The sequence below is a fragment of the Vibrio sp. 1S139 genome (assembly GCF_041439475.1).
Classification (GTDB): domain Bacteria; phylum Pseudomonadota; class Gammaproteobacteria; order Enterobacterales; family Vibrionaceae; genus Vibrio; species Vibrio crassostreae_C.
Genome location: NZ_JBGOOD010000087.1, coordinates 1 through 13,475 on the forward strand (window position 1 = coordinate 1; position 13,475 = coordinate 13,475).

A 13,475-nucleotide genomic window follows, 5' to 3' on the forward strand; every position below is an offset into this window, starting at 1 on the left:
TCATTGAGCCGTGGTGAGATTGATAAAGCGTCGAAATTTATCGACCAGATTCAGCACCTATTGCGTCAATCGACTTACCACGTAGATTGGACGGCAAATGCTTCTCTTTCTTTGATTCTGTTCTGGCAAGTAAAAGGCGATAAAGAAGCTATCCGTGATTGGCTGAGTGTGGCTGTTCGACCTGAATCGGCAAGTAACCACTTCTGCCAACTTCAGTGGCGAAACATCGTTCGTGCTCACATCATCCTTGAGCAGTATGAAGACGCAGAAGAAGCGCTAACTTTCCTTAAGAGTGAAGCCCAGCGTTCGCACCTGATTACAGACACCAACCGCAACTTGATCGTTGAAGCCGTGTTACGTACACAAATTAACGATGAAGACAGCGCACGAGTACTGCTTGAAGAAGCGCTTCATATGACTAACCAAACCGGTATGGTCGGTAACTTCTTAGTCGACGGTGGGACTATCGGGCATATCTTGGATAAGTTGAGCAACAAGCCTGGCTTAGGTGATTTAGAACGTCACCGCGCGCAACAAATCATGAAGGATATCTCCACGACCCAACGCAGTCGTTCGGTGCATTTCGATGAAGACTTTGTTGAGAACTTGGTTAATCACCCGAATATCCCTGAGCTGGTGCGCACTAGCCCACTCACTCAGCGTGAATGGCAAGTGCTTGGTCTGATCTATTCAGGATTCAGTAATGAGCAGATCGCTCAAGAACTCGATGTAGCGGGTACCACGATCAAGACTCACATCCGTAACCTTTACCAAAAACTCAATATTGCTAACCGTAAAGAAGCAATCAGCACAGCGGAAAACTTGCTGCAGTTGATGGGGTACTAAAACGGATTCGAGATTGATTCGAGATTGATTCGAGAAAACATAAGCTAGTCACCGATGGTGGCTGGCTTTTTTTTCATCTGAAGTTTAGAACCTAAAAATGTAGGAATGGGAAAAGTAAAAAGACGATCACCAAACGACAGGCAAAAAAATAGCCAACCGCAATAATCGCGATTGGCTCTATATATTTGTGAACAAATCATAAGTTCACTAACAACGTCAGTTGGCTAGGTGACCCTCGGCTTAAGAAGGGTCAATGTATATAATGCAGTTAGCGTGCCAACTTTTATTCGACGTTTTATAAGCCCTGCATCGCATAAAAACCATGAATTTGTCATGCGAATTGCAAAGTGCACTTGCATATTGCAACCAAGATGCAATATCGATAAGGGATCAGTTTCATACCTGCTCTTAATGACAAATCACTAAGTGGTTGTTATCTAAATGTTAGGCAAATATTCACTTCAACTTATTGCCTTACAATTAATAGAGTAATAAAAGCCCTTCCCCAAAAGCATATTCATACTTTTTTTACACTAAAGTTTGTATACTGCACAAAATCATCCTCAACTCTATGAAGCAATGAACTACTTAAGTACTTTTTTCAAAGGCATGGCAATGGGCGCAGCAGACGTTGTACCTGGCGTGTCGGGCGGAACCATCGCATTCATCACTGGTATCTACGATACGCTGCTAGAAAGCATTCGCAGAATTAACCCTAGCGTACTTGGCTTATGGAAACTCGAAGGCTTCAAAGCCGCGTTTAATCACATCAATGGTTTCTTCCTAATTTCACTGTTCGCGGGCGTATTCACGAGCATTGCGACATTCGCAAAATTGATTTCTTGGTTATTAGTCACCCACCCTGTTCCACTGTGGTCTTTCTTCTTCGGCCTGATCTTGGTCTCGGTTTTCCATATTCTTAAGCAAGTAGAGAAACGCGATATGATTCGCTTCGTGTTTTTGCTGCTTGGCGTTGCTTTCGCTTATAGCATTACCGTGCTTAAACCGCTGCAAATGGAACCAACCAGCATCAACGTATTGATTGCGGGTGCGATTGCTATCTGCGCGATGATTTTACCCGGTATTTCAGGCAGCTTTATTCTGCTCCTGATTGGCATGTATGGCCCCGTGCTTGGCGCCGTTAAATCATTTCAAGTCGATGTACTTGCGCTATTCCTTGCGGGCTGTGTGATCGGACTGCTGACTTTCTCACATGTACTGTCTTGGCTATTGCGTTCATTCCGCGACTTCACATTGGTATTCTTAACCGGTTTGATGATCGGTACGCTGCCTAAGATCTGGCCTTGGAAAGAGACCATCAGCTGGCGCACAAACTCAAAAGGTGAACAAGTTTCTCTGATTCAAGAAAACCTATCACCGTTTGATTTTGAAGCGGTAACCTCTCAGCCTTCTCAGTTGGTCATGGCGATTGTGATGATGTTTGCTGCGATTGCATTGGTTTTAGGCCTGGAGAAGTTCGCAGAGCGTAACGCTGACTAATCATTCAACGTATTTCTGGAACATGTTCAGAATGGATAGAACTTAGAAATACTAAGCTCACATATCTATTAAACAGACAAAAGCGAAGCCAATGGCTTCGCTTTTTTAGTTCTACCATACGCACAAAATTGCTTTTTGATACAAGCACGTATTGAGTGGTGTGATACCATCGCCGTTCTTATAAAATCAAATGAGAACACGACATGCACCCAGCATTAAAGGTTGCTGCGCTCGGTATTGCGCTGGTCGCTGGCTTTTATGGACCACAGGCAGTCGAGCAATTTAAATCGGTAGTAGAGAGCCACTCTCCTGACGTCAACTTAGATGACTACTGCATGCTTTCAACAACATGGTGTGAGCAAGACAGCGTTGCTATGACCCTTGAGCATGAAACAGCTCAACCTCTAGTCCCAACAAAAATCAAAGTGGTGTGGGAAGGCGCGGCCTCTGAAACCTTGATGCTATCGCTGACCGGTTTAGAGATGGAAATGGGCTCAGCACGTTTCCAATTAAAAAATACTGGTAACAACATCTATGAAGGTGATGTCATTTTACCCGTGTGTACCATGGATCACATGACTTGGCTTGGTGATCTCACCGATGGTGTTGAAACCGTAAAACCTGCAATAAGGATGGCAAGATGAGTAGAAATTGGTCGTTAGCATTGGTTGTCGCTTTTGTACTTGGCTTTGGTGTCAAAAGCTATCTTGATGGGCAAAACGAAGTTCAAGAACAACACGCTGCAAAACAAGAGTTCTCCGCAACGACTCTTTTCGGCAAAGACAACCAACCAACGGAAATCTTTGACCAAACCGATGACAGAATTCGTATCGTTTACTTCGGTTTCACACGTTGCCCGGATGTATGCCCTACTTCTTTGGCTATGTTGGCCGGAGCACTTAACCAAGTTTCTGATGAAGCAAAAGCCAAGATTCGCCCAATGTTTGTTTCTCTCGATCCTGAACGTGATGCCGCTGAAGCCTCGTACGAATACGCGCAATATTTCCACCCGATAATGGAAGGACTAAGTGGTCCATTGGATGTCACCACTACTCTGGCTCATAACTACGGCGTTATTTTCAGAAAGACCAAGCTTGAAGGTTCAGAGTTGGAATACACCCTAGACCACAGCTCATATTTTTATTTTTTAAAGCCCGACGGTACTTTGATTACCAAAGTACCGCATACGTTAACGCCAGCATCAATTGTTGAGGCTATCAACAAGCTGACGCAGTAAAACGTAAAAACAAAGAACTTAACCAATAAAGTTCAAACATAAAGTCAGGTCCCAGACCAAAACATAAAAATTAAGGACAACAACATGAAGTTAAAAGCACTTGCTCTAGCAGGCTTATTGCTCACCCCTTTTGCTCAGGCTAGTAGCGATATTATGGTTCATGACGCGTATGCTCGTGCAACCCCGCCTTCAGCAGTGAACAGCGCGGTGTTCACGACTCTGATGAACCACAGCGATAAAGATCGCGCTATTGTTTCTGCAACAACACCTGCAGCAGGTAAAGTAGAACTTCATGATGTAATCATGGATGGCGATGTTATGAAAATGCGCCAAGTTCAAGAGATCACCATTCCTACGAACGGTGAAGCGGTACTTAAACCAGGTAGCCTACACATCATGTTGTTCGACCTAGCAAGCAGCCTAAAAGAAGGTGAGCAAATCGAGATGACACTGACTTTCGCCAATGGTGAAACGCAGACCTTCGATGCGCCGGTTAAGAAAGTAATGAGCGGCATGAAAAAGATGAATCACGATCATCATTAATCGTATTCACAATTGATAAAATAATTTAAGCCACGATGACTTCTCGCCATCGTGGCTTTTTGCTAAACTGAGCCCGCTTTTTATTCAAAGCCTGAACACATAAATAACCCAAGGAGAATAGAAGATGATTGTAATGAAAACACTAAAACTGGCAGTAAAAGTAGCGCGTTAATTTGTTTGGTTAATCAAACTTAAATACCGATCGACCAACTTATCGTCACCCGTGACGACAGCACACTTTTACCCGGTTTACTATTGATCGTAAGTGATCAATACCTGCATGCCCAATAGCGCATGACTAAATCCGGGGTCCTATCTATTTGAATTCGACCCAAGCTCAAAACATTTTTGACGTCTCGACGCTTTTTAATCTGACTAACGCTTTTCGATCTCATCAACAATCTGAGGTCTTACAAGACGTTAATGCTCTCATAAGACTTTAATGCTCTCACAAGAAAAGAAAGCTCGCACGTCTGGGTAAATAAACATGAATTCACAAACTGCATTTTCTCATCCAATGTCACTTCAACAGCTTGGATGGCAACCTGTATTTCAACAACAACTGACACTCGAAGACTATGATCATTCCGTCATTGCTCGCATTACCGCGCACCATCGCAGCGGCTATACGCTTGCGTCAGAACAAGGCGAAATCGTTCTACCCGTTCATCAAAACCAACCCGTAATGACGGTTGGCGACTGGGTGATATTAAACGCTGATTTACAATTCGACCGCTTACTTGAGCGTCAGTCGCTCTTCAGCCGTAAAGCAGCAGGCAGTCGCGTAGCTGAACAATATATTTCAGCCAATATCGACACCGTGTTTATCGTGGTCTCGCTAAATAATGACTTTAATCTGAGCCGCATCGAACGCTATCTAGCACTCGCCAATGAAGCACAGGTTGAAGCGGTTATAGTACTTACCAAGAAAGACTTGTGTGACGACTACCAAGACAAAGTACAGCAAGTGCAAAGCCTAGATCCGATGCTGATGATCGAAGCCGTTAATAGCCTAGACCAAGACTCTACTCAAGTATTGTCACCTTGGTGTAAAACGGGCAAAACGGTGGCTTTGATGGGTTCGTCTGGTGTCGGGAAATCGACGCTGGTCAACTCGCTGCTTGGGGAGACTCAACAAGAAACGGGCGGTATTCGTGAAGACGACAGCAAAGGCCGTCATACAACCACGTCACGATCGCTCCACTTGCTAACATCGGGTGGTTTATTGCTCGATACTCCTGGTATGCGAGAGTTACAACTCGCCGATTGTGCTGAAGGAGTAAGTGAAACCTTTTCTGATGTGGAAGAGTTAGCGATGCATTGTCGCTTTTCTGATTGCAGCCATGAGTCAGAACCAGGATGCACAATACGCAAGGCCATTGAAAGCGGTGAGCTTTCTGAAAGACGATTCTCTAACTATGAGAAGCTACTCAGAGAGCAAGCAAGAAATGGAGCCTCATTGGCAGAACAGAGAGCGAACAGTAAACAGCTTTCTAAAATGTACAAAACCGTGCAATCAGAGAGCCGTAATATCAAGAAATCGTCTAAATAGCCGATTATTGGATTAGGTTTACAACACGTAAATAAGCCCTATGTCCCTATCGCGTATTAGCTCATTAACTCATGAGCTCTTTAACGCATTGGGCTGGGGCTTTTTGTATCAGCGGGGCTTCTTTGTATCAACAGGAACCCAATGGGATCATTTCTGCACACAATGATCTTGCTAATCGACTCTGACGGCACCAGAACCAGAACATTGACCCGAATGAGTATTATCATGCAGATTTACATCTCAACAAGAGTACAAAAATTTAACAATTAGCTCTAAAAACACCACGTAGCGCAAACAATCACCCTAAAAGTAAACTATTCCTAGACACCCTCTTAGATCCCGCTAATATGACCGCCCATTCCACTAGTGTATAGTTGGATTTGGTACAACTTTATAAAAAAATACATCACTATAATAAATTAACAATTGCAGGTATTTTATGCAAAATCACAACATGCTCGCCCGCATCGCTCGTGGAAATCTCGTTCTACAGATCCTTGCTGGTATTGTTTTCGGTGTCGTTCTCGCCATGGTTTCTCCTTCAGCAGCTCAAGATGCAGGCCTATTAGGTAGTCTGTTTGTTGGTGCTCTGAAAGCTGTTGCCCCAATTTTAGTATTCATTCTTGTTGCAGCTTCTATCGCAAACCAAAAGAAAGGTCAGCATACTCATATGCGTCCAATCATTGTGCTTTACCTGATTGGTACGTTCTCAGCTGCACTGACTGCTGTAGTACTGAGCTTCATGTTCCCAACCACTTTGACACTGGTTGCTGGCGCTGAAGGTGCTAACCCTCCTCAAGGTATTGCAGAAGTTCTTCATACGCTTCTATTCAAGCTTGTAGATAACCCAGTTAGCGCACTAATGAACGCGAACTACATCGGTATTCTTGCTTGGGCTATCGGTCTTGGTCTTGCACTGCACCACGCATCTGCAACAACCAAAGCGGTTTTCGAAGACCTTAGCCACAGTGTTTCACACATTGTTCGCTTCATTATTCGTCTTGCGCCATTCGGTATCTTCGGCCTTGTTTCGACTACATTCGCAACAACGGGCTTCGATGCACTAGCAAGCTACGGTCAACTGCTAGCGGTTCTACTAAGCTCAATGCTGATCATTGCTCTTGTCGTTAACCCACTGCTTGTCTTTGTAAAGACAAAACAGAACCCATACCCACTTGTACTACAATGTATTCGTGAATCTGGTGTAACGGCATTCTTCACTCGTTCAAGCGCTGCAAACATCCCAGTGAACATGAACCTTTGTAAGAAGCTAGAGCTAGATGAAGATACTTACTCTGTTTCAATCCCTCTAGGCGCAACCATCAACATGGCGGGTGCTGCAATCACCATCACTGTGTTAACGCTTGCTGCTGTACACACAATGGGTATTGAGATTGATATCTTCACTGCGATCCTACTAAGCCTTGTTGCTGCAATTTCAGCATGTGGTGCATCAGGCGTTGCCGGTGGCTCACTGCTACTGATTCCTCTAGCTTGTGGCCTATTCGGTATCTCAAACGATGTAGCGATGCAGGTTGTAGCGGTTGGTTTCATCATTGGTGTGATTCAAGATTCGGCTGAAACAGCACTTAACAGCTCAACTGACGTAGTGTTCACTGCGGCTGTATGTAAAGCTGAGCAAAACAAAGCTTAACAGCTCTTGGGTATTAGGCTTAAGCTCTAAGCTCTAAGCTCTAAGCTCTAAAAGCAAATAGCACACAAATAAAAAGGGAAGCATTCGCTTCCCTTTTTTGTTGTCTTGGTTTTCTAGATTACGGCTAGGAGCTATATAGATTTATAGCTTTATAGCTTCACAGCTTCAGTCATTTTTGTCTAACTCATCAAAGCTAACCAACACGTTTTAGTGGTTGCTTTTCCAGCTAGGATCCACGGCTGCCTGACTGAAGTCTAGAGAGTTAGGACTTGCTTCTTTGTTATGCGTTGCTTGATCGCTGGGTGACGCTTGATTCGCAGCACCGCTATCATGGTTTGGCGTCGCCTGCTGGCTGTAATCGACGTTAGAACCTTGCTCACTCGACGCTTTGGTCTCTAAATGACTACCATCGACATTTAACTCCTCAACTTCTTCATCGGACGCTTCTTTAACCTTCTTAGGGACTGGGACATTGCGTTTGTAGAGCTTGTTGAGCGCCTTAATAATTGAGTGCTTAGTGATTGCTTCTTGGGTCAGCTTAGTCATTATCGGTTTAGTCAGAGCCTGTAAGCCCACGACAGCATCCACACCAAGTTCCCCGCCGACTTTATCCCTCAAATGCTTGGCTTCTGAGTAACCAAAATGAGCCGATAGAAATAGCCAGATATAAGCGATAACGTTACCGTGTTCACCATGGTCAATCCAAGCTTCACCTGCTCTAAACATGGCTTCTGCACTGTTCTTTTCTGCGGCCGTCTCAAACCAGTAAACAGCCTCACCATGGTTAGGCTCAACACCAACACCGTTCAAGTAACTCATACCGAGCTTGATCTTGCCGTCTAAGCTATTCTTTTCCGCGGCCTTTTGGTACCACTCGACAGAGCTTTCGGCCGAGTAGTCTGGGTTTTCTTTATCTAGACACCAGTCACCGATGAACAGCATCGCTTCAGTATTACCACCAGCCGCAGATTCTTCGATATAGGTGTAACCTTTAGGGATGTTTTTATCAGTTCCACGACCAAAGACAAGCGCTTTGCCCATCTCAAATTTCGCAGACACGTCATTGTCCAATGCGGATATCGCAAGCTGCCAAAAGTTGGCTTTTTCTCTTAAAATCAGGTCTTCTTTACGCTTCATGCTTAGGCGCACAATGCCGTACATGCCATTGATATTATCGAGTTGCGCCGCTTTGTCGTACCAATACAGAGCTTCCTTAATATTGTTACGTTCAGCTTCTTTTGCCAAATACAGTATCGACGGTACATGCCCAGTTTCGGCTTTGAAGTGACGCTCTTTTTGCTCTTGTATGCGCGCTTTTTCAATCGCTTTTCGATAAGCGACAGCACGAGCCTTACGTTCTTGTTCCAAGCGCTGCTTTCTTAGCGATAAAGAGATCAGCCACACGGCGACAAGTATTAACGAAAGAGCCGTCGCACCAATTGCGATTCCCATTGTACTCATAAAATATTTTAACCTAACTCGACTGATACTAGCCCCGATATCGGGAAAGTGATCAACCCATAGTGAATGGTATGTTTCTAATTACAGGGAAAAGCGCCGTTATTTAAACGTTCCGCCCTAAAATGAACTTAGTTCAGTATCTCAGGAATACATAGCGATAAAAAGTCTACTAAGACCTATCGTTATGCACTCCATAAATGGTGTGATCTTGCTTCAATAGAGTTCGATAATGAAGACCACCTTTGAGCAAAATAATCTTAAAAAACGACAACGAAATTGATGAATACCTATCAGCAATTTTATGTCGCTGTAGTTAGTTCAGTTGGCCGTATATGTAAGCCAGTTCAGCAACCGTTTTAGCTGAGAATTTCTTCATTAAACTCGCTCGGTGTACTTCTACCGTTCTCATCGCGATACATAATTCATCGGCAATTTTCTGGTTACGTTTGCCGTCGATAATCTGCTTAAGAATATCGATTTCTCGCTCAGTTAACGACGCATACGCTTGGCGATACACATTCATATGTAAGTGCTTTTCAGAAGCCTCTAGCCCTTGCTTGATCGCCTCAGCTAACTCACTGCCTTTAACTGGCTTTTGAAAGAAGTTCACCGCACCGGCTTGCAATGCCTCGACCGCCATTGGTACATCACCGTGACCCGTCAGATAGATCACCGACAGTGGGCTCTGCGCCTTCACCATCAACTCATGAACTTGCTGCCCTCTCATTTCGGGCATTCTACTATCCAATACCACGCATCCTGGAACACTCAGATCCACGGCATCCAAAAAGCTCGGGCCATCTTCATAGGCTGTCACCTTGAAATCGTGCTCTTCCAATAAGAACACCAATGAGTCACGCATCGACTCATCGTCATCAACCACATAGACCGGCAACGTTTGATGAAGTTCAGGCATAACAAGATTCCTTATGAGTCATTTGAAATAGAGGAAGGCAGTGTCACCGCGACATGACAACCATGAGGAGTCAGTGAAGTGATGCTCATTTTGCCACTGTGGTCTTCAATCACATCTTGGCAAATCGCAAGCCCTAATCCCAAGCCGTTTTCTTTGCTGCTCACAAAGGCTTGAGTGACTTGTTGCTCGGTAAAATCTAAGCCCGTACCGTTATCGATAACCGACAGCATCATTTTATCCGGTTGATACTCGGTAATCACTTTAATTGTCGATGGTTCGTTATTTTTGTTACCAATATCAGACGTAGCGCTTTGTTCGCGATGCATCTGAGCATTACATGCATCAGTCGCATTGTTGATCAAATTTACAACTACCTGCTGCAATCCGACAGGGTCAACATGTAACGTGATAGGTTTACCCACGACATGACGTTCAATGGTTATCTTGTGTTTCTCTAATCGAAATTGCAGTAGCTCGATGGTATCTGTAAGAAGCACTTCTATATCAATTTGAGATTTATTTGATGAACGCTTTTTGATCATGTTTCTTAAGCGTTGGATAATCGCATCAGCACGGTCCACTTGCGACTGGATCTTCTCAAATACAGGCTCTATGTCAGTCAGCGGTTTGTTCTTCGAAATCCGCAGTAAACCACCTTCGCTATAATTCCGAATTGCTGCCAGAGGCTGATTAATCTCGTGTGCCAAGCTACTTCCTAGTTCACCAACTACCGCGATACGCTGTGAGTGCTCTAGCTGTTCACTCTTACTTTTCAGCTTGTACAGCGTCGCTTCTAGTTGCTTTTTGCTGCGACTGAATTTGTATTCTAGCCAGAAGTGGTAAGCATTTAGAGACACGACAAGAATAAAGAACGCCCATGCCCACTGTTGATTGTACTTGAGCCAGATTAACGCTTTGCATCGCTGCTCTAGGAAGCCTTTCTTTATCCGCTTTTGCACAAGCAGCACCCAATCCAATGCCAGAAGCCGCAGAAACTTGTAGTGGCTGCCATCAAGCCGACGGTAAAGGCATGCCCAACATTGCCCCTATGCTTGCAGGGCTCAATGCTGACTATCTAGAGCATCAACTGGTTCTGTTCTCAAGTGGTGAGCGTCAAAGCGCGATCATGAAGGGAATGGCTGACGGTGTATCTGATCCCGCTGTTCGTCGTGAGGTCGCAGAATACTTTGCATCACTGCCTTCATACGAATTTACCGATTTAGAGCAGCGCGGCTCACAGGCTGATATCGATAACCCCTATCGTAAACTTGTATTCCAAGGCGATTGGGATAGAAACATTCCAGCCTGTGCAACCTGTCATGGGCCAAGCGGTATGGGCGTAGACAAATTCCCGCGCCTAGCAAGCCAGCATGCCGACTACATTCAAACTCAGCTCAACGCTTGGAAAAATGGCACTCGTAAGGGTGATGATTTGAACATGATGGGTAATATCGCGGGCAAGTTAACCGACGATGAGATCAAAAACCTATCTTACTACTTCGCCTCTTTCCGATACTAAAGGGCTCGCATGAAAACACTACTTTTAATTACCGCAACCCTTGCCTCTGGAATCGTTTATGCCGAAGCTGAGTTGCCCGATCGCCAAACCGAACTGCCAGCCGTTGAGAAGCCTCAAGATAACAAATATCTGGTGCCACGAGACTTGGTTGATATCCCTACTGGGGAATTTGGCGACAAAGTAAAATTGGGTTATTCGCTGTTTGTCGATTCACAACAGATGCGTGGTACGTTCGTAGGCAATGAACAAAACTGTGTAAACTGTCACATGCAAGCGGGCATGAAGCCTAACGCAGCACCTCTTTGGGGTGCGTACATGGCCTACCCTGCGTATCGTTCCAAGAACGACAAAGTAAACAGCTACGCAGAGCGTATCCAAGGTTGCTTCACCTACTCAATGAATGTTCTGCCACCGGCTGAGGGTTCAAAAGAGATGGTCGCACTAACGGCTTATTCATACTGGCTGGCGATGGGCGGCATCTTAGACAAGAACGGCATGCAAGATACACCCGTTCCTGAGATCAGCGATGCTGACTTACAAGTCGGTGGTAAAGCGGAAAGCTTCCCTCTCCCTGAAGAGCTGTTAAGCAAATACCCAATCGATGACCGCAGTAAACTGGCCGGCCGTGGCTACCCTAAGATTGCAAACCCTGAACAAGAGCCATCGATAGCGCGTGGCGAAAAGGTTTACCAAACCAGCTGCCAAACCTGCCATGGTCAAAATGGTGAAGGCATTAAAGGGGCGGATGGCCGCTCATACCTACCACCTCTTTGGGGCGAGAATTCGTTCAACTGGGGCGCAGGTATGCACCGTGTAAATACAGCAGCTTACTTCATCTACGAAAACATGCCGCTTGGAAAGAGCCAACAGCTTTCAATTCAGGATGCATGGGATGTAGCCGCATTTGTGAACAGTCATGAACGCCCACAAGACCCACGATACAAGGGTGATGTTACAGGTAATGCTAAGCGTTACCACAACCACCAAGGTTATTATGGTAAAGAAGTCGACGGTGATGTGCTGGGTTCCAAAGCCTACCCAAGTGGTAAAGAAGTGATTCATGAGCATTGATAGGCATTAGTGCACAAGAGCCGTTCACGTCAGCTATAGCTAAGCTTTACATTGTAAATCAGCTATAGCCCGAGGAATAAAAAGGAGCCAGATCGTTCGACGTTCTGGCTCCTTTTTTATGTTTGAACGATTAGAGATCCAGCTAACCTTGCTGCATCTTCTCCCAAATCGTCGGAGAGCCAATATAGTCTTGAACCGTAGTAATGAACTCTTTGACCAGCTTGGTCTGCTTACGGTGTGGATAGACAGCGTAGATCGCAGTATCGATTGTAGAGATCGGATAATCCGGAAGCAAAGTAACCAAGCCTAACTCTTTCATTGAGGCATACAGGTTTGATTGATCAAGGAAGCCATATCCGAGGCCATCTTTCACACAGGAGACCATGGTGCGAACATCACTTACCTTATAGTTGCCACGAATCGTCAGGCTCTGGAAGGTATTACCGTGCGGCTCTTCACTGATACGTAAATGATCGACCGTCATATCGCCATTGGTATAAATCACAGCAGGTAGAGCGAGCAAGTCTTGTGGTGTCTTCGGCTCACCGTGCTCTTTCAAAAAGTCGTTCGATGCAACGAGCATGAAGTTACTGTCGGCAATTTTCTTCGCAATCAAATTCGATTCAACGAGCTTGCTAAAGCGAAACGCGATATCAAACTGTCCTGCAATGATGTTGGCGATCTTATCGTCTAGTGAAAGTACGATCTGAACATCCGGGTACTTTCTCATGAACTGAGTGATGATAGGTTGCAGATATTGCTGTCCAAAATAGATCGGTGAAGTAATTCGCAGTACACCTTTGGGCTCTGACTGGTATGAATCTGCAATGCCTTGTATCTGATTGATAGTATCTTTCAGCACATAGGTTTGCGCAAGAATATCTTCCCCTGCCGACGTCAACGAGAACGAGCGTGTAGAACGGTTAAGCAACTGAACACCCAAGTCTTGTTCAAGCTTTTTGATCTGTTTAGAGAGTGATGAGTTGTCCATATCATGCAAGGTTGCCGCTTTGGTAAACGACCCTTGTTGAACCACATCTAAGAACAATAACAACTGATTAGTATTTGGCACTGCGCCTCTCCTGAAATAAAACTCGACTAACGTTCATCTTTGGGTGTATCCATCACAACCATGGTGGTAATGGATTGAACCTGAGCACATTCCCCAAGCACATC

Annotated in this window: 12 protein-coding genes and 2 pseudogenes; 9 read left to right on the forward strand and 5 right to left on the reverse strand. The window is 44.9% G+C overall.

Annotated features, from left to right (window positions below):
- The 7 genes from ACED46_RS19955 to sstT all read left to right on the forward strand — a co-directional run.
- On the forward strand, positions 1 to 846 hold an 846-nt coding region (locus tag ACED46_RS19955), incomplete at its 5' end, for a LuxR C-terminal-related transcriptional regulator (RefSeq protein ID WP_371722257.1).
- Positions 847 to 1,425: 579 nt separating this feature from the next.
- Entirely contained in the window at positions 1,426 to 2,346 is a 921-nt protein-coding gene (locus ACED46_RS19960) for a DUF368 domain-containing protein (RefSeq protein ID WP_371722258.1), read from the forward strand.
- Positions 2,347 to 2,549: 203 nt separating this feature from the next.
- The gene (locus ACED46_RS19965) at positions 2,550 to 2,990 is read left to right on the forward strand and encodes a hypothetical protein (RefSeq protein WP_371722259.1); all 441 of its coding nucleotides are present in this window, start codon (positions 2,550 to 2,552) and stop codon (positions 2,988 to 2,990) included.
- Positions 2,987 to 3,583, forward strand: a complete 597-nt coding sequence (locus ACED46_RS19970; RefSeq protein ID WP_371722260.1) for an SCO family protein — start codon at positions 2,987 to 2,989, stop codon at positions 3,581 to 3,583. The genes ACED46_RS19965 and ACED46_RS19970 overlap by 4 nt, the downstream gene beginning before the upstream one ends.
- An 84-nt stretch (positions 3,584 to 3,667) precedes the next feature.
- Positions 3,668 to 4,126 (forward strand): copper chaperone PCu(A)C, encoded by a 459-nt coding sequence (locus tag ACED46_RS19975; protein WP_371722261.1) that lies wholly within the window; start codon positions 3,668 to 3,670, stop codon positions 4,124 to 4,126.
- 487 nt (positions 4,127 to 4,613) lie between these two features.
- A complete protein-coding gene (gene rsgA / locus ACED46_RS19980) occupies positions 4,614 to 5,678 on the forward strand; it encodes a ribosome small subunit-dependent GTPase A (protein WP_017092880.1) in 1,065 nt (354 codons plus the stop codon).
- 439 nt (positions 5,679 to 6,117) lie between these two features.
- Entirely contained in the window at positions 6,118 to 7,332 is a 1,215-nt protein-coding gene (gene sstT / locus ACED46_RS19985) for a serine/threonine transporter SstT (protein WP_004732110.1), read from the forward strand.
- 207 nt (positions 7,333 to 7,539) lie between these two features.
- On the opposite strand, the gene ACED46_RS19990 is transcribed toward sstT, so the two are convergent.
- From ACED46_RS19990 to ACED46_RS20000, 3 genes and pseudogenes are all read right to left on the reverse strand, one after another.
- A complete protein-coding gene (locus ACED46_RS19990; protein ID WP_371722263.1) occupies positions 7,540 to 8,784 on the reverse strand; it encodes a tetratricopeptide repeat protein in 1,245 nt (414 codons plus the stop codon).
- 322 nt (positions 8,785 to 9,106) lie between these two features.
- Entirely contained in the window at positions 9,107 to 9,709 is a 603-nt protein-coding gene (locus tag ACED46_RS19995) for a response regulator transcription factor (protein ID WP_076649314.1), read from the reverse strand.
- A gap of 11 nt (positions 9,710 to 9,720) precedes the next feature.
- Positions 9,721 to 10,626, reverse strand: a pseudogene (locus ACED46_RS20000) (sensor histidine kinase); the annotation flags it as partial.
- 2 nt (positions 10,627 to 10,628) lie between these two features.
- On the opposite strand from ACED46_RS20000, the gene ACED46_RS20005 reads away from it, so the two are divergent.
- Positions 10,629 to 11,228 carry a cytochrome c gene (locus ACED46_RS20005; protein ID WP_371722264.1) on the forward strand — a complete coding sequence of 200 codons (600 nt, stop codon included), beginning with the start codon at positions 10,629 to 10,631 and terminating at the stop codon, positions 11,226 to 11,228.
- 9 nt (positions 11,229 to 11,237) lie between these two features.
- A complete protein-coding gene (locus tag ACED46_RS20010; protein ID WP_371722262.1) occupies positions 11,238 to 12,299 on the forward strand; it encodes a c-type cytochrome in 1,062 nt (353 codons plus the stop codon).
- Between the two features lie 142 nt (positions 12,300 to 12,441).
- Here the strand turns inward: ACED46_RS20010 and ACED46_RS20015 are convergent, their stop codons facing one another.
- Positions 12,442 to 13,371: a LysR family transcriptional regulator gene (locus ACED46_RS20015; RefSeq protein WP_065605672.1), complete on the reverse strand. Its 930-nt coding sequence runs from the start codon at positions 13,369 to 13,371 to the stop codon at positions 12,442 to 12,444.
- A 26-nt stretch (positions 13,372 to 13,397) separates the two neighbouring features.
- A pseudogene (locus tag ACED46_RS20020) lies at positions 13,398 to 13,475 on the reverse strand (Lrp/AsnC family transcriptional regulator); the annotation flags it as partial.